The organism is Jannaschia sp. L-14R (assembly GCF_056857695.1).
Genome location: NZ_JBSXNP010000009.1, coordinates 12,169 through 34,523, shown reverse-complemented (window position 1 = coordinate 34,523; position 22,355 = coordinate 12,169). Strand labels below are relative to the sequence as shown.

The 22,355-nt window shown below is 61.1% G+C and carries 23 protein-coding genes and 1 tRNA gene; 11 read left to right on the top strand and 13 right to left on the bottom strand.

Annotated elements, in window-relative coordinates; genetic code table 11:
• The first annotated feature begins 54 nt into the window (after positions 1-54).
• From AC13C2_RS04525 to AC13C2_RS04495, 7 genes are all read left to right on the top strand, one after another.
• Entirely contained in the window at positions 55-405 is a 351-nt protein-coding gene (locus tag AC13C2_RS04525) for a PRC-barrel domain-containing protein (RefSeq protein ID WP_092762602.1), read from the top strand.
• A 552-nt stretch (positions 406-957) separates the two neighbouring features.
• A complete protein-coding gene (locus AC13C2_RS04520) occupies positions 958-2,256 on the top strand; it encodes a Na+/H+ antiporter NhaA (RefSeq protein ID WP_092762606.1) in 1,299 nt (432 codons plus the stop codon).
• A 159-nt stretch (positions 2,257-2,415) separates the two neighbouring features.
• The gene (locus tag AC13C2_RS04515; RefSeq protein WP_092762608.1) at positions 2,416-3,069 is read left to right on the top strand and encodes an ABC transporter ATP-binding protein; all 654 of its coding nucleotides are present in this window, start codon (positions 2,416-2,418) and stop codon (positions 3,067-3,069) included.
• Positions 3,062-4,633, top strand: a complete 1,572-nt coding sequence (locus AC13C2_RS04510) for a KpsE/RkpR family capsule polysaccharide export protein (protein WP_482886063.1) — start codon at positions 3,062-3,064, stop codon at positions 4,631-4,633. The genes AC13C2_RS04515 and AC13C2_RS04510 overlap by 8 nt, the downstream gene beginning before the upstream one ends.
• Positions 4,634-4,704: 71 nt before the next feature.
• A complete protein-coding gene (locus AC13C2_RS04505) occupies positions 4,705-6,195 on the top strand; it encodes a phosphomannomutase/phosphoglucomutase (RefSeq protein WP_092762612.1) in 1,491 nt (496 codons plus the stop codon).
• Positions 6,196-6,248: 53 nt separating this feature from the next.
• Positions 6,249-7,589, top strand: coding sequence for a mechanosensitive ion channel domain-containing protein (locus AC13C2_RS04500; RefSeq protein ID WP_482886062.1), 1,341 nt, complete (start codon positions 6,249-6,251; stop codon positions 7,587-7,589).
• On the top strand, positions 7,586-8,365 hold the full coding sequence (locus AC13C2_RS04495) for a heme-dependent oxidative N-demethylase subunit alpha family protein (protein ID WP_482886061.1): 780 nt from the start codon (positions 7,586-7,588) through the stop codon (positions 8,363-8,365). Before AC13C2_RS04500 ends, AC13C2_RS04495 begins: the two co-directional genes overlap by 4 nt.
• 2 nt (positions 8,366-8,367) lie before the next feature.
• Here AC13C2_RS04495 and AC13C2_RS04490 read toward each other — a convergent pair whose 3' ends face one another.
• From AC13C2_RS04490 to rpmF, 7 genes are all read right to left on the bottom strand, one after another.
• Complete coding sequence (locus tag AC13C2_RS04490) at positions 8,368-9,453, bottom strand: 2'-deoxycytidine 5'-triphosphate deaminase (protein ID WP_474520477.1); 1,086 nt, start codon at positions 9,451-9,453, stop codon at positions 8,368-8,370.
• A 55-nt stretch (positions 9,454-9,508) separates the two neighbouring features.
• Positions 9,509-9,585, bottom strand: a tRNA-Pro gene (locus tag AC13C2_RS04485).
• Between the two features lie 61 nt (positions 9,586-9,646).
• A complete protein-coding gene (locus AC13C2_RS04480) occupies positions 9,647-10,465 on the bottom strand; it encodes a MerR family transcriptional regulator (RefSeq protein ID WP_474520476.1) in 819 nt (272 codons plus the stop codon).
• Positions 10,466-10,468: 3 nt separating this feature from the next.
• Positions 10,469-10,780: an integration host factor subunit alpha gene (gene ihfA / locus AC13C2_RS04475; protein WP_339645997.1), complete on the bottom strand. Its 312-nt coding sequence runs from the start codon at positions 10,778-10,780 to the stop codon at positions 10,469-10,471.
• Positions 10,781-10,948: 168 nt separating this feature from the next.
• On the bottom strand, positions 10,949-11,920 hold the full coding sequence (locus AC13C2_RS04470; RefSeq protein ID WP_482886060.1) for a beta-ketoacyl-ACP synthase III: 972 nt from the start codon (positions 11,918-11,920) through the stop codon (positions 10,949-10,951).
• Positions 11,917-13,014, bottom strand: a complete 1,098-nt coding sequence (gene plsX / locus AC13C2_RS04465) for a phosphate acyltransferase PlsX (protein WP_092762623.1) — start codon at positions 13,012-13,014, stop codon at positions 11,917-11,919. The genes AC13C2_RS04470 and plsX overlap by 4 nt, the downstream gene beginning before the upstream one ends.
• Before the next feature lie 34 nt (positions 13,015-13,048).
• A complete protein-coding gene (rpmF, locus tag AC13C2_RS04460; protein WP_092762625.1) occupies positions 13,049-13,252 on the bottom strand; it encodes a 50S ribosomal protein L32 in 204 nt (67 codons plus the stop codon).
• A gap of 352 nt (positions 13,253-13,604) precedes the next feature.
• Between rpmF and AC13C2_RS04455 the strand changes: the two genes are divergently transcribed.
• The gene (locus tag AC13C2_RS04455; protein WP_175495844.1) at positions 13,605-13,760 is read left to right on the top strand and encodes a hypothetical protein; all 156 of its coding nucleotides are present in this window, start codon (positions 13,605-13,607) and stop codon (positions 13,758-13,760) included.
• A gap of 22 nt (positions 13,761-13,782) precedes the next feature.
• Here the strand turns inward: AC13C2_RS04455 and AC13C2_RS04450 are convergent, their stop codons facing one another.
• On the bottom strand, positions 13,783-14,325 hold the full coding sequence (locus tag AC13C2_RS04450) for a YceD family protein (protein WP_092762627.1): 543 nt from the start codon (positions 14,323-14,325) through the stop codon (positions 13,783-13,785).
• Positions 14,326-14,401: 76 nt separating this feature from the next.
• Here AC13C2_RS04450 and AC13C2_RS04445 point away from each other — a divergent pair, with 76 nt between their 5' ends.
• Positions 14,402-14,911 (top strand): outer membrane protein assembly factor BamE, encoded by a 510-nt coding sequence (locus tag AC13C2_RS04445; protein WP_339645989.1) that lies wholly within the window; start codon positions 14,402-14,404, stop codon positions 14,909-14,911.
• Positions 14,912-15,012: 101 nt separating this feature from the next.
• Here the strand turns inward: AC13C2_RS04445 and msrB are convergent, their stop codons facing one another.
• Positions 15,013-15,414 carry a peptide-methionine (R)-S-oxide reductase MsrB gene (msrB, locus tag AC13C2_RS04440; protein WP_474520472.1) on the bottom strand — a complete coding sequence of 134 codons (402 nt, stop codon included), beginning with the start codon at positions 15,412-15,414 and terminating at the stop codon, positions 15,013-15,015.
• Between the two features lie 89 nt (positions 15,415-15,503).
• Between msrB and AC13C2_RS04435 the strand changes: the two genes are divergently transcribed.
• Positions 15,504-16,175, top strand: a complete 672-nt coding sequence (locus tag AC13C2_RS04435; protein WP_482886059.1) for a GNAT family N-acetyltransferase — start codon at positions 15,504-15,506, stop codon at positions 16,173-16,175.
• A 57-nt stretch (positions 16,176-16,232) separates the two neighbouring features.
• A complete protein-coding gene (locus tag AC13C2_RS04430; protein ID WP_092762714.1) occupies positions 16,233-18,068 on the top strand; it encodes an ABC-F family ATP-binding cassette domain-containing protein in 1,836 nt (611 codons plus the stop codon).
• Positions 18,069-18,156: 88 nt separating this feature from the next.
• Here the strand turns inward: AC13C2_RS04430 and AC13C2_RS04425 are convergent, their stop codons facing one another.
• The 4 genes from AC13C2_RS04425 to AC13C2_RS04410 all read right to left on the bottom strand — a co-directional run bounded on the left by AC13C2_RS04425 (position 18,157) and on the right by AC13C2_RS04410 (position 22,121).
• Positions 18,157-18,816 (bottom strand): hypothetical protein, encoded by a 660-nt coding sequence (locus AC13C2_RS04425; RefSeq protein ID WP_482886058.1) that lies wholly within the window; start codon positions 18,814-18,816, stop codon positions 18,157-18,159.
• 82 nt (positions 18,817-18,898) lie between these two features.
• Positions 18,899-19,441 carry a TIGR02391 family protein gene (locus AC13C2_RS04420; RefSeq protein ID WP_482886057.1) on the bottom strand — a complete coding sequence of 181 codons (543 nt, stop codon included), beginning with the start codon at positions 19,439-19,441 and terminating at the stop codon, positions 18,899-18,901.
• Positions 19,428-20,111, bottom strand: coding sequence for a hypothetical protein (locus AC13C2_RS04415; protein WP_482886056.1), 684 nt, complete (start codon positions 20,109-20,111; stop codon positions 19,428-19,430). The genes AC13C2_RS04420 and AC13C2_RS04415 overlap by 14 nt, the downstream gene beginning before the upstream one ends.
• Positions 20,112-20,162: 51 nt before the next feature.
• The gene (locus AC13C2_RS04410) at positions 20,163-22,121 is read right to left on the bottom strand and encodes a DNA gyrase/topoisomerase IV subunit B (protein WP_482886055.1); all 1,959 of its coding nucleotides are present in this window, start codon (positions 22,119-22,121) and stop codon (positions 20,163-20,165) included.
• Positions 22,122-22,355 lie beyond the last annotated feature (234 nt).

The window sequence follows — 22,355 nt, the reverse complement described above, 5'->3', positions numbered from 1 at the left end:
CGTTTTTCATTCAAGATCTCTGCAAGGGGTCGAAACCTGCAAACGGAGGAAACAATGGTACATGATGATGCGAATCTGGTCGCTGCCGGCGATGTATCCGGAACAACGGTCTATGGCGCCGACAACTCGAACGTCGGTACGATCGATCGGGTAATGATCGACAAGTCGTCCGGTAAAGTCGCCTATGCTGTGATGAGCTTCGGCGGATTGCTGGGGATGGGTGGCGATGAGCGGCCTGTTCCATGGGAAACGCTGACCTACGACAAGAGCCTTGGCGGTTTCCGAACGTCGATCACCGAAGACCAACTGAATGATGCCCCTGCCGCTGAAGAAGGCTGGGAACGGGATCGGGACTGGGAGACCAGAACCTATCAGAGTTATGGCCTGGCACCGTACTGGATTTGACGTTCAGCCAGACCTGTAGTCAGCAAAAGGCCCCTTCGGGGGCCTTTATGTTGACTGCGATCCCAAAAAAGAAGGGCATTTGCCCCTTACGTCAGCGCGCGTCGTACGGGCGCTGCAACTGCCCAAGCCATTCAACGCACACGGGGCCGTCAAGACCCCGCATGATCTGTCGTAAGACCGGCGGCAGAGAGTCATATTGTGACACACCTGCGAAGTTGCCCGTGACAGTTCTGTTGTCGGCCATGGAAAGACGTTGCCTTGTCGCCGATCTGAAGCCTGCATTCGGCGTCAGGGACGAAGCGGTGATGGGGGGCATCGGGCACGATTACAAGTTTCGCGACACATTCATATAGCACGTTGGGGTATGACCGTGACACGGCTTATGAAGCGGAAGAAGGAGCATTCAGGCTGCGAACTTCTGTCCGCATCACGCCCCCCCGAGCCACCGATCCTGTGCGGACCTGCAGGACGTCCCGTATTTTCGCAGACACCACCTTGCCGCACCGCCCGCCCTCGGCTAGCTAAACCGGCAATGTAAACTGGGGAGAGCGCATGTATCGGGTCTGGAATTTCGTCACCAACTATTCGCTTCTCCTGATAATCGGTGCCGTGATCGCGCTGATCTGGGCCAATACCGACGTTTACAGCTATCACGCGCTCGTGGATTACCCGATCTGGTTCAACGACTGGATCGGAATCGAACTTCGTGAGTGGGAAGAACTGGTCGGCGAGAAAGCCGATGCGTACGGTTATACCGAGACGGCCAAGGTTCTGACGGCACACTATTTCGTGAACGAAATCCTGATGGCATTTTTCTTCGCCATAGCGGCCAAGGAAGTCTGGGAAGCTGTTATTCTGGAAAACGGCAGCCTGCGCGGCAAGAAGGCCGCAACGCCGCTCTTCGCCACGGCCGGAGGCATGATCGGGCCTATTACCGTCTACTTGGGACTGGCCTGGATGATGGGGCCGGACAAGTTCGCCTTGGTCGCCAATGGCTGGGCCATTCCCACGGCCACAGACATCGCATTCAGCTATCTGGTCGGGCGTCTGGTGTTCGGCGCGGGCCATCCTGCTGTAAGGTTTCTTCTGCTGCTGGCCATCGCAGACGACGCGGTCGGCCTCATAATCCTTGCCATCTTCTACCCGTCAGGCGAGCTGGCGCCGATCTGGCTGTTGCTATCCCTGACGGCGGCGGTTGGCGTATTCATCCTGTTCAACTGGCTTCCGCGCAAGATGGACCGCGGCAATCAGCTACGGCCTACATCGACCTGGGTGCGTCAGAAACTGTCGTTCTGGCCCTATCTGATTGCCGGAGCGCTGTCGTGGTTTGGATTTGCGCAATCCGGGCTGAATCCGGCCCTGGGTCTGTTGCCCATCGTGCCGACACTTCCACACGCCGACCGTGCTTTCGGCCTGTTCGCCGAGGCGGAACAATATCTGACCGATCTTCTGAACCACACAGAACACCTGTTGAAACATCCTGTCGAAGTGGTGCTGTTCCTGTTCGGGCTGATGAATGCGGGCGTAGCGTTTTCCTCGATCTCCGAGCCGACCTGGCTTGTTCTGGCCGGTTTGATTATCGGCAAGCCGCTGGGCGTCCTTCTGTTTGGCTATGTCGGGGCGCATACATTGAAATTGGGTCTGCCCGAAGGGATGCGTACGGTGGACTTGTTTACAATCGGTTGCGTCGCGGCCATCGGTTTTACCGTATCGCTCTTTGTCGCGTCGGTCGCCTTTGATAACGGACCGGTTCAGGATGCAGCCAAGATGGGCGCGCTGCTGAGCTTTGGCGCGGCAGGCCTGAGCCTTATCGTAGGCAAGCTGACGAAGGTGCAGAAACAGCCGGGCTGACGGCCCGACCTGCCGTAAAATGGCCGCAGAATCTGCCCCTGATCATGGCAATCGGGGGCAGAGCACCATATTGAAGTCCGATTGTCTGGTTACCAAAGCATTCCGTGAACTCCGAATCCGGTTTACGCGGGATTAACGATTCGGGGGCCTATTGGGCGGATGATAGAATTCGACAACGTCTCGAAGTCCTTCTGGACGGGCAAGCAGCGCAAAGTGATCCTTGACCGCGCTTCGTTTCGCGTGGAACCGGGGCGATCGGTCGGTGTGCTTGCCCCGAACGGCACCGGCAAGACGACGATCATCAACATGATGGCGGGTCTTGAAAGACCTGACGAGGGAGAAATCCGCCGGACCAGCCGCGTTTCGTTTCCACTGGGCTTCATGGGGGGTATCATCTCCAAGAACACGGCGACCGAGAACGCGCGTTATATCGCGACGCTCTATGGTCTCGACCCCGATTATGTCGAAGCGTTCTGCCGGTATCTGTGTGGCATCGAAGAATATTTCGACATGCCCGTCGGTACCTATAGCCAGGGTATGAAGGCGCGGTTCAGTTTTTCGCTGATGCTGGCACTGGAATTTGATATCTATCTGATCGACGAAGGAATGCCATCTACAACGGATGCGGAATTCAATCGCAAGGCAGGGTCGATCTTGAAGGATCGTCTGAAAGAAGCGACGGTGGTGATCGTCAGTCATCAGCCGGAAATCCTTGAACGGTTCGCGAGTACGGCGGCCGTGCTGCGCGATGGGCGCCTGTATCAGTTCGACACCCTGGAAGAGGCCCGGAGGCTTTACGAATACGATGCCTAAAGCCCTCAAGTTCAGAACCCGCCCGGATGCAGGTTTCAATCGCCCCGGTGCCAAGGTGCCTGCGACCATGCCCGTGCCCGATATCCCACCGGGCGCACAGGTCGCGGCAGCCAACGATCCGTCGCCACGTCCAGCGGATGGGCCGTCGCCCACTGGTCGTCAGCTTCGCATGGCCCGACGCATTGCCCAGAAACACGGGATAAGCGCAGGGTCCGACCGCGAAGCCGTCGAGGCACTGCGCGCCAGGGGTATCGACCCCTTCGAGCGGTCCAATATGCTGCAGCTTGTGCCAGGTCCGGCCAAGGGCGGAGCAGGCGCGCAGGCCAACCCAACCGCACAGGTGCCCGCCATCGCGCGGCCCTCGGCACCGTCCCCCGCGACACCGATCCCGGCGACGATTGATGCCGATCACCGGGCCAGTGAAATCGTCAACATTCAGCGCGACATTGCCCGCCGCCGCCGACGCAGGCTGGCCCTTCTGGCAACGCGTCTGACATTTTTCGTCGGTCTGCCGACAGCGATCGCCGCGTTCTATTTCTACACCATCGCCACGCCCATGTATGCCACCAAGTCCGAATTCATCATCCAGCAAGCCGATGCTGCCTCCGCCGGGGCCACGGGGCTGGGCGGGTTATTTTCGGGCACTGGTCTGGCCACGCAACAGGACAGCATCTCGGTCCAGTCCTACCTTCTGTCACGCGACGCACTGAACCGCCTCGATAGCGACCTGGGTTTCACCGAACATTTCTCGCAGGACCGCATCGACCCGTTACAGCGGCTGGAGGCTGACGGTTCGCGCGATGCGGCCTACAAGCTCTACAAGCGGATGGTGCAGATTGGGTATGACCCGACAGAAGGTGTCGTCAAGATGGAGGTCGTGGCGGCAGATCCAAAGTTGTCCGCGGCGTTCAGCAAGGCGCTGATCGGATATGCGGAAGAACAGGTCGATAACCTGACCTCTCGCTTGCGGACCGATCAGATGTCCGGGGCACAGGACAGTTTCGCCGCAGCGGAACAGCGTATGCTGGAGGCACAGAGCCGGATCGTCGATTTGCAGGAACGTGTCGGAGTGGTCTCTGCCACCGCTGAGGAATCCCTGATTTACAGCCAGATCGGTGCTATGGAGACCGAGGTCCGGGCCGAGCGTCTGCGCCTGGATCAACTGCGGTCCAACGCGCGCCCCAACGCCACGCGGGTCGAAGTCGCGCAGTCCAATGTCGACAGTCTGCAAGCTGAAATCGATGCCCTCCGCAAGAGTCTGACCGTCGGAGTGGAAGACGAAGTCAGCCTTGCGCGGGTCACCGCCGAATTACAGGTCGCGCAACAGGATCTTGTGACGCGGCAGCTTCTGCTTCAGCAATCGGCACAGCAGCTGGAGCTGGCGCGGATCGAGGCGAACCGTCAGGTGCGTTATTTGTCTACGCCCGTGCCGCCGATCGCGCCCGATCGTCCGACCTATCCACGCAGTTTCGAGAATACAATTTTGGCGTTTCTGGTCTTTGCCGGCATCTATCTTATGGTCTCTTTGACAGCGGCAATCCTGCGCGAACAGGTGTCTGGCTAACTTCCGGTTTGCATTAAGGGTCTGCACGGCTAGCTGTGTCGCGACCGCCCTGTCCATGCCCGAGGATTACCATGAAGCCGCTTGCCGACGTCACGCCCAATACTTGGGCTTTTCTGCGCGACCCGATGATCGCGCCCACCGGATTCCGGGAATACGACGCCCGCTGGAAATATCCCGAAGGGATCAACCTGCCTGGTGTGACCGCGCTGGGACTGGGCCTTGGCACCCAGATGACGCGACGTGGCATCGAACCGCGGATTGCTGTCGGCAACGACTACCGCGACTATTCCGTCGCCATCAAGAACGCCCTGATCCTGGGCCTGACACAGGCCGGCATCCATGTGCAGGACATCGGTCCCGCCTTGTCGCCGATGGCCTATTTCGCGCAGTTCCATCTGGATGCGCCTGCCGTTGCAATGGTGACCGCTTCGCACAACCCCAACGGCTGGACCGGCGTGAAGATGGGCTTTGAGCGCCCATTGACGCATGGCCCGGACGAAATGAACGAGCTTCGTGACATTGTTCTGAATGGTGAGGGTGAGGCAAAACCCGGCGGCACTTGGGAGCGTGTGGACGGCGTGATGGAGGCCTACCTCGACGACCTTTGCGGTGATTTCCAGATGAGCCGGAAGCTCAAGATCGTCTGCGCAACAGGCAATGGAACGGCCTCAGCCTTCGCGCCCGAAGTGCTGCGCCGGATCGGGGTTGAGGTCGTGCCGTCGCACAACGAACTGGATTATACTTTTCCGCACTACAATCCGAACCCTGAAGCGATGGAAATGCTGCATGATATGTCGGCGTCGGTTAAGGCCAGCGGCGCGGATCTTGCGCTGGGTTTCGACGGTGACGGTGACCGCTGCGGCGTGGTCGACGACGAGGGGGAAGAGATTTTCGCCGATATCATGGGTGTCATCATGGCCCGCGACCTGTCGCGGCTCTATCCCAATTCGACATTCGTGGCCGACGTCAAATCTACCGGCCTGTTCGCCAGCGACCCGGTACTGCAGGCCAATGGCGCCAAGGCGGATTACTGGAAAACCGGCCACAGCCACATGAAGCGTCGCGTCCACGAGATCGGCGCCCTGGCCGGGTTCGAGAAATCTGGGCACTACTTTCTGGCTGAACCCATCGGGCGGGGCTACGACTGCGGCATGCGGGTGGCGGTCGAGGTCTGCAAACTGCTGGATCGTAACCCCGATATGAAGATGAGCGATCTGCGCAAAGCGCTCCCCAAGGTCTATAACACGCCGACCCTTTCGCCGTACTGCCCCGATCTGGAAAAATACGATACGTTGCAACGTATCGTCGACCGGATCGTGCCGATGAAGGGGCAGGGCACGCTGGGCGGTCAGAAGATCGTGGATGTAATCACGGTCAACGGCGCGCGTGTCATGCTGGAGAACGGCGGTTGGGGTCTGGTTCGGGCATCGTCCAATACCCCGAACCTTGTCGTCGTCTGCGAAAGCCCGACTTCTCAGGAAGAATTGCGCGCGATCTTCGAAGACCTCGACGCGATCATCAGGGTGGAGCCGAATGTCGGTGACTACGATCAGACATTCTGACAGATGCGCGGCAAGGACTTGATCCGATGTGCATCGTGCTCGAAAGTGTAGCGATGTTTCGCACCGCTCTGCTTTTCCTGTGCCTTGCTTCTCCCACATTCGCGCAGGAGCCGGTGCAGCCTTCCGGCACCATTTCGACTGCGCAGGATAGCCTGGGTGACGCCGCCATCGACCGCCGGATCGAGGCGATCATCGCCGAACTGGACGGCTACGACGGAGTGAGCGTCGATGTTCGCGAAGGCATCGTCACCTTCTCGGGCGAGGTGGTCGAGGCCGCTGCCGTGCCGCGGCTGGATGAAATCGCGGCACGGGTCGACGGCGTTGTCGCGATCGAGAACGACGTGACCGAAACGACCGATGTGGCCACCCGTCTGGACCCCGTTCTGGAAAGGTTTCAGGACCGGATCGGCCAGTTCATCAGCTATCTGCCGCTTTTGCTGATTGCGATACTGGTGGGGGGGCTTGTGATGGTCGCGGGGTTTGCCTTGGCCCGCTGGGAACGTCCGTGGCACAGTCTGGCGCCGAATGCTTTCATCGCGGAAATCTACCGCGTCGTGCTGCGCCTGGTCTTCGTGATTGCGGGGGTTGTCGTGGCGCTCGATATCCTGAACGCGACGGCGATCCTGACCGGCCTGTTCGGGGCGGCCGGCATCGTCGGTCTGGCCGTAGGCTTTGCAGTTCGCGACACGGTCGAGAATTTTATCGCGTCGATCATGCTGTCACTGCGACAACCCTTCCGGCCCAACGATGTCGTGGACATCGAAGGCTCCATCGGCTCGGTGATCCGGTTGACCAGCCGCGCGACCATCCTGCTGGATCCGAACGGCAATCACGTCCGCCTGCCGAACGCTTTTGTCTTCAAGGCGAAGATCATAAATTACACACGGAACGATGAACGGCGTTTCGGCTTCGTGCTCGGGATCGACCCGAACGACGACCTGGCCGAAGCCAAGCGCATCGGCCTTGAGACCCTGTCCGGTCTGGAGTTCGTGCTGACCGATCCGTCGCCTCAGGTCTGGGTCAAGGATGCGGGCGACAGCACCGTGACAGTGGAATTCTTCGCTTGGCTCAATCAGCGACAGGCCGATTTCAATGCCGCACGGGGTGAAGCGCTGCGCGTGGTCATGGGCGCTTTGACCAGTGCCGGGATCGGCATGCCGGAGCCGACCTACCGCCTTAACCTGACAGGTGGCGCGTTACCCGTAGTGGATTTGCCGGACTCCGAAAGCCGTCCCGAAGCGCTTGTGATGTCCGAAGCGGACCCCGCACCTCCACCGGAGCCACTCAGGGCCGAAGAGGTTGCACCGGATCGCACGATTGAGCGTATGGTCGAGGACGAGCGTCGCACCGAGGGTGATGCCGATCTGCTGAGCCCTGCCGCGCCGCGAGAATGACGGATCCGGGGCAGGGCGCGCCAATTCTGCAAGCGATGTTGCCGCATACGCCTTGGGATGATCCGGGCCTGTCGCGAAGGCCAGGCCTGATGCCTGTAACCGGGCATTGGGTCAGGGTCGACGATGCCTATGGGCCGCAGATGGCGGAACGCGAACGCCTTTTGCGGGATCGGCGAGTGGATGTGCTGCGAACCTGCGACGGCTCGGGGCGTGCGCAGGCAGAACTTTTGGCCTTTATCCTGAACACTCTGCCGCCTGGGTTCGCGCGCCGGGGCGAAACGATCGTCCGGCCCGATGGCGCAATCGTGTCGCTGACCGGCGAGCCGCTTGTGGTGCTGGGCCATCTGTTACAGGAGGATCTGCTGCTGTTGGAGCGCCAAGGCGACGAACATGTCTTGACCGCGGGCCTTCTGTGCTTTCCCGCGTCCTGGATCCTGGCGGAAAAGATCGGCCGTGCCCTGACCCGTATCCACCGCCCGGTCCCCGACTATGACGCGCGGCTGGCAGGGCAGGTGCAGCGTCTTTTCGACCGGGTCCCCATAGGCCGGGCGATGTGGCGCGCAAATGCCCTTGGCTACGCCGAGCCGGATCTGTATCAACCCAAGCCCGAAGCCGCACCCAGGTCAACGGCCCGGCCGCCGCGATACCTGCGATCCGAACGGCAGACGGTTCTGCGTCTGCCGCAAACGGGCGCAATCCTGTTCGCCGTGCATACCTGGGTCGTCGCGCTGGAAAATCTGACGCCTGAACAGAGGGCGCGCTGCCCGGTCGTCTGACGTCAGGGCGCGGCGAAGTGTTTAGACAGCTTCAGACCCTGACCCTGATAATTCGACGCGATACCTTGTCCGTATAGCTGTGCCGGGGTCTCGGACATGGTCTCATAGACCAGCCGCCCGACGATCTGCCCGTCTTCCAGAACGAAAGGCGCTTCGTGGCAGCGAACTTCCAGCACGCCGCGCGCGGGCGTACCATGCCCGAAGCCTGGGTCGAAAAAGCCCGCGTAATGCACCCGGAATTCACCCACCATGGCCAGATAGGGCGCCATTTCGGCGGCATGCGTCGGCGGGATGCTGACCGCCTCGCGCGAGACGAGGATATAGAACGCGCCGGGGTCGAGGATGATGCGACGCTGATCGGTGCGGATCGCCTCCCAGAAATCATCCGGGCTGTAATGTCCCAGTCGATCCAGGTCGATGACTCCGGTGTGGGGCTTGGCGCGCCATCCGACAAGGTTTTGCGGACCGGGCGTCAGATCGACGCTGAAACCCAATCCGTCGTCGATCACAGGGGTGCCATCGACCAGCGGACTGGCGGCATGCAGGTTGCGCAGGGCGTCGTCGGATAGCATCGCTTCGCCCACGCGAAAGCGGATCTGGTTCAGGCGCATTCCGGGACGGACCAGAACCGAAAAGCTGCGCGGACAGATTTCGGCATAGAGCGGCCCGTTATAGCCACCGGGAATGCGGTCGAATTCGGTCCCGCCATCGGTGACCGTCCGGGTCAGAAGGTCCAGACGTCCGGTAGACGATTTGGCGTTGGCGACCGCAGAGACACCAACGGGCAGGGCCACACGCTCCTGTAGCGGCACCAGATAGACTGCGCCCTTTTCCAGCACTGCGCCTTGGGTCAAATCGATCCGGTGCATTTCGAATTCGGCCAGCCGATCTTCCAGCGTGCGACCGGCCCCCGGCAGGAAGGAGGCGCGAACGCGATAGGCGACGCTGCCCAGTCGCAGATCCAGGCTGGCAGGCTGAACCTGACCGGGTACCAGTGCAGGGGCTGCGATCGCACCGGAGGCAACCAGTGCCTCGATCTGCTGACTGGCCAGAACGCCTGTCGGCAGCGTATTCTGTGAATGGCTCATCGGCCCCCCTGATAAGCGAAACGCCCCACCCCGCGAGGGGAGAGGCGTTGCGATTTGGTCGGGCTAGCAGGACTCGAACCTGCGACCTTCCGTCCCCCAGACGGACGCGCTACCAGGCTGCGCCATAGCCCGACTTGAGCGCCTTCATACGGCTTTCGCCGGGGCGCGCAAGCCGAAAGCTTTGCGATACCGGTCAGCTTTGGTCCCCGTCCGTCAGCTCTGCCTCGACCTCTTCGATAAGGCCACGCAGCTTGCGAACGATCCGGCGGAATTTGCGATGATCCGAAGGTGACAGCACCGGAACATAGACCGTCGAACCCGCGATGCCCCGTGGGGGAGGCGCTGTCACGGGCCTGGCGACCTTCGACGGTGTCGCATGCGGTTTGCCTTCGACGCCCCGCTCCTCTTTCGGATCCGCCGGTGGATCAGGGTCCGGTTCGGGGGCGGCAGGCATCTCGATCACATCCGGCTGCGACGGCTTCTCGGGCGCGTCCGGCGGCAGGTCGGAAGGTTGCACAGACTCGACCTCTTCGCCTGGCTGGTCCGGCATCGGGTCCGCATCGATGTCCTGCTCACCGGGTTGGTCCGCACCCGCAGGCTCGTCTTCATCCGGGGCGGGCACCGGTTTCGGCGTCGTCCGGTCGAAGGCCAGAACGCGACCGGTCTCGGCATCTTCGCCGCTGCGGATAACGCGACGGGGCCGCGCCGGAGAGGTTGTCTCGACCGTCTCCAGTTCGGGCGACAATTCCATCACCACCTTGATGCCGTCATCGTCGATCTTCTGGCTGACACCCCGGATGGTCAGACCCTGATCGTGCAGCATCACCTTGATGCCCCCCAGCAGGCGCATATCCTCGGGCCGGTAATAACGTCGTCCGCCCGCGCCCTTGACCGGCGCGATCTGGCTGAACTTCGATTCCCAGAACCTCAGGACATGCGTCGGCACACCCAGCCAGTCCGCCACTTCGCGGATCGTACGGAACGCGCCGTCTGATTTTTCAGGGCCTGCCAAGGATCAGCTCTTCCTGGTGGCGTTCCCGACAGCAACGCGGTCCTTCATCAGGTGCGATGGACGGAAGGTCAGTACGCGGCGAGGCGGAATCGGTGCCTCTTCGCCGGTCTTCGGATTGCGGCCCACACGGGCCGATTTGTCACGGGTCGAAAACGTGCCGAACCCCGACACCTTCACTTGTTGCCCGTTGACCAGAGCGTCCGAGACATGCTGCAGAATCTGCCCGACCAAAGCCGCGCTTTCATTACGACTCAGCCCAACATTGCGGAAAACAGCTTCACTCAGATCCATGCGTGTCAGCGTTTTGTCAGTCATGAATATCCTCGATTTCGAAATTGGTTCTTCCGCATCCTGCGCAAGCTTTGGGCCTTGGCAGAAAACAAGTCAACGAGAGGGGGTTGCAGGGCGAAGTTCATGCAAAAGACCGCCAGTTGTCGGCGTATCCGGAAAATTAGAAAGGTGCAATGTCATCCGGGGGTTAGGTTACCATCGCAGCAGAACGGCCCCCCAGGCCAGGCCACCACCGATCGCTTCCGTTACGACAAGTTGACCGGGGCGCAACTGGCCTTCGGCCTTGGCGACCGACATGGCGAGGGGAATCGATGCGGCCGAGGTATTGCCGTGGTCCTGCACCGTGACCACGATCTTTTCCATCGGCAGGCCCAGCTTGCGGGCGGTTCCGGTGATGATGCGGATATTGGCCTGGTGCGGCACGACGCGGTCGATATCTTCTGCTGTCACTCCGGCCTTTTCCATCACCGCCACGGTGGTCTGCGCCAGTTTATCGACGGCGTGGCGGAAGACTTCCTTGCCCGCCATCATCAGATGCCCCGTGGTCTGCGATGACGACACGCCGCCGGAAACCTGAAGAATATCCCTGTATCGTCCATCGGAGTTCAGATCGGTCGCCAGGATACCCCGGTCTTCGACCGTGCCGTCGCCCTCGGCCGCTTCCAGAATCAGCGCGCCTGCACCATCGCCGAACAGTACACAGGTGCCCCGATCCTCCCAGTTCATGATCCGGCTGAAGGTTTCCGCTCCGATCACCAGAACACGCTTTGCCTGACCTGATTGGATCATCGCGTTGGCATTGGCCAGGGCAAAGACAAACCCGGCGCAGACCGCCTGGACGTCGAAGGCGAAGCCACGTGTCATGCCAAGCCCGGCCTGTACAATGGTCGCTGTCGCAGGAAACGTCAGATCGGGCGTTGAGGTGGCGAGGATGATGGAGTCGATGTCATCCGCAACCAGTCCTGCATCGTCAAGCGCGGCGCGGGCCGCCCGGATGGCCAAGTCCGAAGTGGTCTGACCCTCGGCCGCGAAATGCCGCCGCTCGATTCCGGACCGGGAGACGATCCACTCGTTCGATGTGTCCAGAAAAGATGTGAACCAGTCGTTCGGCACGACCCGTTCGGGCAGATAATGGCCAATGCCACGGACCTGCGCGCGGATCATGTCTCTGCCTCGGGGGCGGTCTGTTCCAGCGTGGCTGTCGCGGCAGCGACGCGTGCCTTCAGGCGTTCGCTGAACCCAGCTTCCGAGAGGTTCCAGGCCAGCCCGACAGCCGCTGCGATGCCGGTCTCATCCGCCGATCCGTGGGATTTCACGACCGTACCGTTCAGGCCCAGAAAGACGCCGCCGTTGACCCGGCGTGGATCGATGCGGCGCGACAGGCGCTTGAGAGAGGACATCGCCAACAGGGCCGCGACCTTGGAGAGGGGCGTGGCGCGGAACGCCTCGGCCAGCATGTCGCGGACGAAACGGGCCGTGCCTTCGCCGGTTTTCAACGCGACATTGCCGGTGAATCCGTCGGTCACGATCACATCGACGCGGTCGCCCGGAATATCGCCGCCCTCGACGAAACCCACGAAATCGAATCCGTTGTCGACCGCGACTTTTTCGATGCGATCGTGCGCATCCTTCAGCTCGGTCCGGCCCTTGTTTTCTTCTGTGCCGACATTCAGCAAGCCGACGCGGGGACGATCCAGTCCCAGCCCGTTGCGGGCATAGGACATGCCCATCAGCGCATATTGCACAAGATCTTCGGCGTCGGCTCTGATATCGGCCCCGACGTCCAGCATCACGTTGAAACCCGACGGGTTGCGCGACGGCCAGAGGATCGCGATCGCGGGGCGATTCACACCCGGCAGCTTGCGCAGGCGGATCGTCGACACCGCCATCAGCGCACCGGTGTTGCCGCAGCTGACGCAGACAGTGGCTTCGCCCGACTTGACGGCTTCGACGGCGGACCACATCGACGTGTCCCTGCCGGTGCGAAGAACCTGCGACGGTTTGTCGGTCATGGCGACGATGTCATCGGCATGGCGCACGGTGCAATGATCGGACAGGCCGCGACGCTTGGCAATCAGCGCATCCAGGGTCGGCTTGTCGCCGTGAACGATGAAACGGATAGCAGGGATTTTCTTGACCGCGAGGGCAAGCCCGGAGACCACGGCTTCGGGGCCAAGATCGCCTCCCATGGCGTCGATGGACAGCACGCCGGTGGCCGCTGCATCGCGGATAGGGGCCATGCCGGTCTTATCCGACATGAATCGCCCCCTTCCTTACCTTGTGCGACACCGATCAGGCGACGTCGTCATCCAGATCAACGGCATCCGCCGCAATGACTTCGCGGTCGGCATAGTGGCCGCAGGCACCGCAAACGTGATGCGGGCGCTTCAGCTCGCCGCAGTTGGGGCATTCGGCCGGATTGCCGGGCACGAGAAAATCGTGCGAGCGCCGGTTGTTGCGGCGGGACTTGGTGATCTTGTTCTGCGGAACAGCCATGGCTCAACCTCGGTCTAACTGAAACAGGGGTATCGACGCCCCCGGGTATCTGTGAATCTTGCCTGCGGTCCCTAGTGGCATTCGCGCGAAGGGTCCAGCGCTTTCCGGGCGTTCCCGACCGGAGCGCGCGTCATACAGTCATTGCAGCAAAATGCAAGGGCGACCCGGCGGCTTGAAATAATGCCGCAGAATCATCCGGCTCGGTGGTCCGCGTGAATTTCACACATCGGGTCTCTCGAAATGATCAGGCGCGATTTTGCAACTTTTATGGTATATTGAACGTCTCTGTATGTATCCGCCGCCGCTTCAGCGGCCCGGCCAACTGGCCACCCACCCGTGAAGGAGCGCAAAGATGCGCCACATCCCGCTTATACTTACCCTCATCGCTGCCCCTGTTCTGATCCTCGGGCTGGCAACTGCAGACGTCACGCCGAACCGCGACTTCAATACGCATTTCACACCCGACCGCATGATCGAAATAGAAGCGATGCTGACGGTCGCCAGCTAAGTCGGCGATCCCGAAGGCTGCGTCATTCGCCGCCTTCCATTCGCGCCTTCAATGCGGCCAGACCCGCGAACGGCTTGACGGCTTCGTCGCTCAACGGCTCGGCTCCAGGTGGCTGGACAGTCAGATCAATGTCTTCTGCTCCTTCGGCGCGGGGAAATTCCGGGATCATCAACGCCAGCGCCTCCTCCAGTACATCTCCCAGATCCAGAACCTTCGGCAGAGGCTCCAGACTGTCGTCTTCCGGCATCTCGACCTCTTCGCCTTCAGGCGTCGTCAGGTCGGGAGTATAGCGGCGGACGACCGGCTCATCGATGCGGGTGACAACGGGTTCCGTGGTGACGCGGCACGGTTGCACCACCGTCGCGCCCAGCTTGCCGGTCAGCGTCCAGTCGCGTCCCGGTCCGGGCGAAAGCTCAACATCCAGCAGAACCTTGCGAAACGCATCGACGTCCAGACGATCGGCCAACGCCTCAAGCTGTCCTACATCGGGGACAAGGCGTATACGCGAAACCTTGCGTTGCGGCATGTCGGCAAAGCGGACGGGATGGGACAGAACGGGTTTCATAACAGGCAGACCAGTTTGATGGCGACACGCACCCACCCTTGATGGAGCAGGCGTGGACGGTTAAGCCATATTCCGAATGGTTCCTCCGGGCAACGGTGGGCTGCGGGACATGGGCGATAAGGGGCTGGCAATGGGCAAGATCGTAAAGGCGCTGTGCGCGGCCCTTCTTATGGTGGGCCTGTCTGCCTGCGCCGCGACGTATCGCAATCATGGATATGTCCCGACAGAGGTCGATCTTCAGTCGCTTGTCGTAGGACGGGACACCCGCGCCACTGTCGAGCAGACCATCGGTCGACCGTCCACCAACGGGGTAGAGCGGGACGATTCCTGGTATTATATCCAGAGCCGGGTCAAGAATTTTGCCTATCGGGCACCCAAGGTAGAAAGCCGGGAACTGGTCGCGATCAGCTTTTCCGAAAACGGCACACTGGCCAATATCGAACGCTTCGGGCTGGAGCGGGGCCGGGTCGTCCCGCTGTCGCGGCGCGTGACCGAAACCTCGATTCGCGACTTTGGCCTGATCCAGCAGATCATCCGTAACTTCGGCCGCATCAATGTCGGTCAGACGCTGGACGACAGTCCCTGACATGGCGACCCGTCCTATCGTTATGTGACACGGACAGGGCAGGTCTGGCACCGGTTCCTGTCGTCCAGGACGCCCTTGCGACGCCCCGTTCAGAACGCGATCTAGTCCTCTGCCTCGAACGCCAGGGCGACACCGTTGATGCAATAGCGCAGGCCGGTCGGCTGCGGCCCGTCGGGGAACACATGCCCCAGATGGCCGTCGCAGCGGGCGCAATGCACTTCGGTCCGCTTCATGAACCACGAATTGTCCACGCTTTCGTCCACGGTTTCGGATTGCAGGCCATCGACCGGCTGCCAGAATGACGGCCATCCGGTCCCGCTCTCGAACTTGTGCGCCTGATCGAACAGCGGTGCACCACACCCCTTGCAGCGATAGGTCCCGGCACCCTTTGGGAAATCCTCGTGCGTGCCGGCACGCTCGGTCCCGTGACCGCGCAGGACCTTGAAGGCCTCGGGTCCCAGTTGCTCTTTCCACTCCGCGTCCGACTTGACGACCTTGTCCATTGTGCATGCCTTTCCGTGGACACCGCGAAGGTGCGGTGCGAGACTTGATCTAGGCGCGCGACACCCTTGCGCCAAGCCCGGAGGCTACGGTGAACATCAAGGCAGGACGCTGGCGGGCGCGTATCGTGTCTTTGGCACAGGCAGAGGCTGCATTGGACCTTCGGGCGCGGGTTTTTCGGTCAGGGGCCTGCGATGCCGATGCTTACGATGCGCAGGCCAGGCATCTTTTGATCGAGGATGCGACCGGTATCGCCGCCTGCGCCCGGCTGACCGTTCAGCGGGGCGCGGATGTCCTGACCGGATATACGGCACAACATTATGATCTGTCAGCCTTTTCGGCAGGTTTCGCCTCGGCGCTCGAGGTCGGACGGGTCTGTCTTGCGCCCGAGTGCCGTGACCTGGACGTGCCGCGCCTTTTACTGGCATCGCTCGCCCGGATTGTCGGGGTCGAAGGGACCGCCGTTCTTTATGGGTGTTCGTCCTTTCCGGCGAATGGTGCAGGCATGGCGCGACTGGCCGACCGGCAGGCCCCAGATGCATGGGCCCCCCGCCGCAAAGCTCTCCTGACACAATCGCTGTCGCGGGTTCCCGGCCCGCTGCCGTCGCTGCTCCGGTCTTACCTGTCATTTGGCGCTGTGGTGTCCGATCATGCCGTTGTCGACCGCGACCTGGGAACCCTTCATGTCTTCACCGCGCTGCCCATCGAAGCAATCTCTCCCGGGCGTGCCCGGCTGCTGACTGGGATGCTGGACGCCGTTTGATCGGCGCCGGGCCACGGGCGATTGACCCTGCGCGCCCGCAGCGATAGGCGGCGCGACATGGCACGCGCACCCCTTCTTCAACTCTCCGACATTTCCCTCACGTTCGGGGGTGCACCGGTATTTTCCGAGCTTGGCCTCGTCGTCCAGCAAGGCGACCGCGTTGCCCTGGTGGGCCGCAACGGGTCGGGCAAATCGACCCTGATGAAGGTCATGGCCGGTCTGGTCGAATCCGACAAGGGTACGCGAGTGTTATCCCCCGGAACATCGGTCGGATACATGGAGCAGGAGCCGGACCTGTCGGGTTTTGCGACCCTGGGCGACTATGCCACGTCGAACCTCGATCCATCGGAATCATGGCGTGTGGAGGCAGTGGCCGAAGGGTTGAAGCTGAACCTTGAAGCCGACCCCGAAGCCGCATCGGGCGGCGAATGTCGTCGTGCGGCCCTGGCGAAATTGCTGGCCGAGGCGCCGGAGCTGATGCTGTTGGACGAGCCGACGAATCATCTTGATATCGAAGCCATCGCCTGGCTGGAGACAGAGCTGAAATCGACCCGCGCGGCCTTTGTCCTGATCTCGCACGACCGTGCATTCCTTCGGTCGCTGACCCGCGCAACCCTCTGGATCGACCGTGGCATGACCCGCCGTCAAGAGAAAGGTTTCGAAAGCTTCGAGGCGTGGCGCGACAAGACCTGGGAAGAGGAGGACCAGCAGCGGCACAAGCTGGACCGCAAGATCAAATCCGAGGCGCGCTGGGCCGTCGAAGGCATTTCGGCCCGCCGTAAACGCAATCAGGGCCGGGTGCGTGCACTGTCCGAACTGCGCGCCGAGCGATCGTCCCAGATTCGCCGCGCGGGAACCGCGGCTCTGGAACTGGATGCGGGGCAGGCCAGCGGTAAGCGTGTCATAGAGGCCCTTGATATAACGAAGTCTTTTGGCGAACAGCTGATCGTGCGCGACTTCAACCTGCGGGTGCTGCGGGGCGATCGGGTTGCGTTCGTCGGTCCGAACGGCGTTGGCAAGACGACCGTTCTGAAGATGCTTCTGGGCGAAGTGAAACCGGATGCGGGCAGCGTCAAGCTGGGCACCAATCTGGAAGTCGCGGTGTTCGATCAGGCGCGGGCCAAACTGGACCCGGATGCGACGCTTTGGGACTCGCTGACACTTGATCCGCTCCTCGGGGTTTCGGGGGCGAGTGACCAGGTGATGGTTCGCGGGACGCCGAAGCATGTGGCGGGATACCTGAAGGATTTTCTGTTTGATGACAAGCAGTTCAAGGCGCCGGTGAAGTCGCTTTCAGGGGGCGAGAAGGCGCGGCTTTTGTTGGCTCGGATCATGGCGATGCCATCGAACCTTCTGGTTCTGGATGAACCGACGAACGACCTGGATATCGAGACGCTGGACCTGTTGCAGGACGTGCTGGGCGATTATGACGGCACCGTCCTTCTGGTCAGTCACGATCGGGATTTTCTGGACCGTGTGGCGACGCAGACCATCGCGATGGAAGGCAACGGGCGGGCGCAGGTCTATCCCGGCGGCTGGACCGACATGGTTGAACAACGCGGCGCAACTATCGAAAATAACACGGTAAAAGAAAAAACGGCGAAGCAGTCCGCAAGGGGTGGCGGGTCTGCATCAGTGTCGAAAAAGACCGACAGCCTGACCTATACCGAACAGCACCGGCTGGACGAATTGCCCGCCGAGATCGCCCGGCTGGAAGCGGAGATCGCCAAGCTGGAAGAGTTGATGTCCGACCCCGAGCTGTTCACCAGCCAGCCCGCGAAATTTCAGAAGGCGACCGATGCACTCGTCGCGCGGCATGCCAGATTGGCGGCTGTCGAGGAAGAGTGGCTGACGTTGTCGGAACGGGCCGAATCCGACGCTGCCGCCGGTTAAGGAAAACTTGTCTGACGGGCGGGCAGGCGGGTGTCACCCCCCGTGCACCCCCTGTACACCCCCCGTACATACCGGTTTCTGCACTGGCTCAGGCGCAGATGCCGTTCAGATCTTCGGCGTAGGGGACAACGACCGGGCGGGCGAATGCTTCGGGCCCGGCCACCGGCATGACCTGCGACAGCAGGTTGCGGAGAGCGTCTGTGCGCCCGCCAGCCGGGTCGAGGGTGGCACAGCACAGATACTCCTCGACCAATGACGCCTGCTGCTCGTATCCGTAATCCAGGAAGGCGCGTGTGGGATCGGGGTCCAGCAGATACGGGTCGTCGAATGTCACCTGTTCGGTGAAGGCCTTGATCGGGCTATACCCGGTCCACGCGCGGTTCTGCCATTGCCAGACATGCGTCGTCTCGTGGACGAGGAACATCGCGTAGGCGAGGTCGAGCGGCTTGTCTGCAGCATAATCGTCGCGCCAGGCCTCGCCGCTCAGGAACAGATTTTCGAACAGGACGATGCCGCCGGTGCGCGCGATGACGCGCCCGACCTCGGGCGGGCCGATGCGTTCGCGGCAGGTGGCACGCGGACGGGCGTCATAGGTGATCGGAAAGGCCCCGACGATGGGCGCGCGAGTCAGGCGGACCTGCGACGTGTCGAGGGACGGGCCGTGGATCGGGGCGAGGAGGGCCGTTTCCGCCGGGGTCAGCGGGCGGGTGCAGGCGGCGAGGAGGGCGAGGAGGAAGAGGGCGCGCATGCCGGCAGGTTAGAGGTGTGAACGAGGCCTGACTAGCAGGGGAATAGGGCGGCTACAGAATGAACTATGTCATACCTGCTATTTACAATTTGCTGTTTGATAGCTCGGCTTCCTTAGCTCTTCTTATTAGATGCTGGGCGAACAGAATTATTTCCAATGACCTTTCTGCATCATCATTCCAGTTGAACTCATGTGTAGTTGGATTACGAATTCCCAGCATTGCTCCAGCAAATAAATGTTGATATCCCTCATGTTCATCTTTTTCTGCTTGGCTAATACGGTTGGACCAGGTAAACTTTGGGTCGTTTGCTGCGAAGACAGTTCGCATCAATTTGGTTCCCGATAAGTTTGAGATGCCGGACTTCTTTTGAACAAAAAGGTCAAGAGCTTTGAAGCTCTCTTGAATGGCTTGACTATAGAATCCACTAAAGAATAGATCTCGGCAGGCGGTGAGAATTTCGTTCTCAGTTACCTGTTGCGAAAATAGTGCCTCGGCTAACGTGCCTTCCTCAGACTCAGCAGGGTCTATAGTTGATACAAGTTTTTTGGCAAATATATTTGTCGAACCAAGGCCGGCAGCGTCCGCGTCTGCTTGGATTGACTTCGCGCGATTAAAGAGTGTCATTGTATAAATGCGTTCGCATCGATTTGAATATGGCATCGATTTGATCTGCTGATGCGTCAGCGCTTATATGTATTTGTACATTAACGTTTAACGGAACATTTGGCGGTGTAATTTTTTCACTCTTTGACGACGAATTATCATTGCTGTTTTGTGTCACCGTTTTTGAATCGTCACTCTTGATTTTTTCAGAATTAGTTTTGGCCTTCACTTTTGGTTTAAATTTCTCGTTTGTCATTGTGGTTTTTTCGGTTGCACCGCCGGGGGTCGGGCTGCTCACCAAAATATATGTAGCGGCTTTATTGCCCGCCGAACCTGTGCCTAGTCCGCTCATCACGAACCATTGTTTCGCTTTAGATCTATCAGGATTTTCCGGCGGAGAAATTGTAAGCAACTCTTCCGGATAAGCCTGCGAAACGATCTCAGAAACTGCTTCCGAATAAGCCGGATCTGTTCGCCACTTCAAAGCTACGTCTGTGGCCTTGCCTTCGTCGGTTAGTATACCGAGAGTGCGAAGTTCTTTGAGATAAGCTTTAGCCGCAGTCTGCTGAACGCCCAAGTGGGTCGCAAGCAAGGTATCGGTAAAAGTTGCTGTTGGTTTCACCGAAAGCAACTCCCTCACCCCCCACCAGACAGTTGAAGGGAGCTGAGGGAAATACTGAGCGTCTGGCATGAATAATTCCTTTGGAACGGTTAGTGAACACTATCCCAGAAACTAGAGTTGTCAAACATCCAACTCCCCCGCGAACTGCGCGTTCTCACTAATATACTGAAACCGCATCTCCGGCTTCTTCCCCATCAGCCGCTCGACCAGATCGCCGGTGTCGCCCGGCGTCTCTTCGTTGATCGTGATGCGGATCAGCTTGCGGGAGGCCGGGTCCATGGTGGTCTCTTTCAGGTCCTTGGCGTCCATCTCGCCCAGTCCCTTGAAACGGGAGACGTCGATCTTGCCCTTGCCGCCGAGGCCGCGGGCCAGCGCGGCGTCGCGTTCCGCCTCGTCGATGCAATAGACACGTTTCGCGCCCTGCGTCAGGCGGAACAGGGGCGGGCAGGCGAGGTAGAGGTGGCCCGCGTCGATCATCGGGCGCATCTGGGTGAAGAAGAACGTCATCAGGAGCGCCGCGATATGCGCGCCGTCGACGTCGGCGTCGGTCATGATGATGACCTTGTCGTAGCGCAGGTCATCGATGTTGAACCGGGTGCCGAGCGAAACGCCGAGGGCCTGTGACAGGTCGCTGATTTCCGCGTTCGACGTCAGTTTGCCGGAGGCCGCGCCCAGCACGTTCAGGATCTTGCCGCGCAGGGGCAGGAGGGCCTGCGTCTTGCGGTTGCGGGCCATCTTGGCGGAGCCGCCCGCGCTGTCGCCCTCGACGATGAACAATTCGGTGCCGTCGCGGGCGTTCTGCGAGCAGTCGACGAGTTTGCCGGGCAGGCGGAGTTTTTTCGTCGCGGATTTCCGGGCCGTTTCCTTTTCGGCGCGGCGGCGCAGGCGTTCCTCGGCGCGCAGGACGAGGAAGTCGAGGATCGCACCCGCGGATTTCGTGTCGCCCGCCAGCCAGTTGTCGAAGCGGTCGCGGACGGAGTTTTCGACCATCCGCTGGGCGTCGACGGTGGCGAGGCGGTCCTTGGTCTGGCCGACGAATTCCGGGTCGCGGATGAAGCAGGATACCAGCGCGCCCGCCCCGGTGGTCAGGTCGTCGCGGGTGATTTGCGCGGCCTTCTTGTTGTTGGCGTGTTCGCCGTAGGCCTTGATGCCCTTGAGGATCGCGGCCCAGAACCCGGCCTCGTGCGTGCCGCCTTCGGGGGTGGGGACGGTATTGCAGTAGGACTGGATAAAGCCGTCGCGCGAGGGGGTCCAGTTGATCGCCCATTCGACCTTGCCCGGCACGCCGAACTTTTCAAACGACACGGTGTCGGCGAAGGGGGCGTCGGCATAGGTGCTGGCGGTGCCGAGGGTTTCGCGCAGGTAATCGGACAGGCCGCCGGGGAAGTGAAATGTCGCCTCGGTCGGGGTTTCGCCGTCGTCGATGCCGGATTTCCAGCGGATTTCGACGCCCGAGAACAGGTAGGCCTTGGAGCGTGCCATGCGGAACAGGCGGGACGGTTTGAAGGTCAGGGCGCCGAAGATTTCGGGGTCCGGGTGGAAGGTGACGGCGGTGCCGCGTCGGTTCGGGGCCGCGCCGACCTTGGCCAGCGGGGCCTGCGGCACACCTTTGGAGAATTCCATGGCGTAGAGTTCGCGGTTGCGGGCGACTTCGACGCGCAGGTGGTCGGACAGGGCGTTGACGACGGACGAGCCGACGCCGTGCAGACCGCCCGAGGTCTGGTAGCTGTCGCCCGAGAACTTGCCGCCCGCGTTCAGGGTGCAGAAGATGATTTCGAGCGCGGATTTCGACGGGTCCTTGGGGTGCGGATCGGTCGGAATGCCGCGTCCGTTGTCGCGCACGGAGACGTGGCCGTTGTCGTGCAGCTCGATCTCGATCCAGGTGGCGTGGCCCGCGACGGCTTCGTCCATCGAGTTGTCGACGATTTCGGCGACCATGTGGTGCAGCGACCGTTCGTCCTTGCCGCCGATATACATGCCGGGGCGCAGGCGCACATGCTCCATATCCTCCAGCACCTCGATGGAGGAGGCGTCGTAGGTATCCTTGGAGGCGGCGCTGTTGAGAAGGTCTTCGGGCATTGGCTGCTCTATCTTGTGTGCTCACGGACAGAATAGGCGAGATGCGGGGGTGGGGAAAGGGTGTGTGCGGTAAGTGTGATGCATCGGTCCGGTATGGACACATGTGTGGATCCGTTGGCGCGAAGGTGCCCAATCCCAAGTCGGTTCCGGGCTGCAAAGCGAAGTTCCAGCCGCATTGCCGCGTGCGCGCCGCGTCATCTTTGCCCCATGCAACCGACACCGGAGCCTGGCCAA

Bases quoted from the DNA above. Each gene is read 5' to 3' on its own strand.
- AC13C2_RS04525 (WP_092762602.1), top strand. From the start codon at position 55: ATGGTACATGATGATGCGAATCTGGTCGCTGCCGGCGATGTATCCGGA.
- AC13C2_RS04520 (WP_092762606.1), top strand. From the start codon at position 958: ATGTATCGGGTCTGGAATTTCGTCACCAACTATTCGCTTCTCCTGATA.
- AC13C2_RS04515 (WP_092762608.1), top strand. From the start codon at position 2,416: ATGATAGAATTCGACAACGTCTCGAAGTCCTTCTGGACGGGCAAGCAG.
- AC13C2_RS04510 (WP_482886063.1), top strand. From the start codon at position 3,062: ATGCCTAAAGCCCTCAAGTTCAGAACCCGCCCGGATGCAGGTTTCAAT.
- AC13C2_RS04505 (WP_092762612.1), top strand. From the start codon at position 4,705: ATGAAGCCGCTTGCCGACGTCACGCCCAATACTTGGGCTTTTCTGCGC.
- AC13C2_RS04500 (WP_482886062.1), top strand. From the start codon at position 6,249: ATGTTTCGCACCGCTCTGCTTTTCCTGTGCCTTGCTTCTCCCACATTC.
- AC13C2_RS04495 (WP_482886061.1), top strand. From the start codon at position 7,586: ATGACGGATCCGGGGCAGGGCGCGCCAATTCTGCAAGCGATGTTGCCG.
- AC13C2_RS04490 (WP_474520477.1), bottom strand. From the start codon at position 9,453: ATGAGCCATTCACAGAATACGCTGCCGACAGGCGTTCTGGCCAGTCAG.
- ihfA (WP_339645997.1), bottom strand. From the start codon at position 10,780: ATGACTGACAAAACGCTGACACGCATGGATCTGAGTGAAGCTGTTTTC.
- AC13C2_RS04470 (WP_482886060.1), bottom strand. From the start codon at position 11,920: ATGATCCGCGCGCAGGTCCGTGGCATTGGCCATTATCTGCCCGAACGG.
- plsX (WP_092762623.1), bottom strand. From the start codon at position 13,014: ATGTCGGATAAGACCGGCATGGCCCCTATCCGCGATGCAGCGGCCACC.
- rpmF (WP_092762625.1), bottom strand. From the start codon at position 13,252: ATGGCTGTTCCGCAGAACAAGATCACCAAGTCCCGCCGCAACAACCGG.
- AC13C2_RS04455 (WP_175495844.1), top strand. From the start codon at position 13,605: ATGCGCCACATCCCGCTTATACTTACCCTCATCGCTGCCCCTGTTCTG.
- AC13C2_RS04450 (WP_092762627.1), bottom strand. From the start codon at position 14,325: ATGAAACCCGTTCTGTCCCATCCCGTCCGCTTTGCCGACATGCCGCAA.
- AC13C2_RS04445 (WP_339645989.1), top strand. From the start codon at position 14,402: ATGGTTCCTCCGGGCAACGGTGGGCTGCGGGACATGGGCGATAAGGGG.
- msrB (WP_474520472.1), bottom strand. From the start codon at position 15,414: ATGGACAAGGTCGTCAAGTCGGACGCGGAGTGGAAAGAGCAACTGGGA.
- AC13C2_RS04430 (WP_092762714.1), top strand. From the start codon at position 16,233: ATGGCACGCGCACCCCTTCTTCAACTCTCCGACATTTCCCTCACGTTC.
- AC13C2_RS04425 (WP_482886058.1), bottom strand. From the start codon at position 18,816: ATGCGCGCCCTCTTCCTCCTCGCCCTCCTCGCCGCCTGCACCCGCCCG.
- AC13C2_RS04420 (WP_482886057.1), bottom strand. From the start codon at position 19,441: ATGACACTCTTTAATCGCGCGAAGTCAATCCAAGCAGACGCGGACGCT.
- AC13C2_RS04415 (WP_482886056.1), bottom strand. From the start codon at position 20,111: ATGCCAGACGCTCAGTATTTCCCTCAGCTCCCTTCAACTGTCTGGTGG.
- AC13C2_RS04410 (WP_482886055.1), bottom strand. From the start codon at position 22,121: ATGCCCGAAGACCTTCTCAACAGCGCCGCCTCCAAGGATACCTACGAC.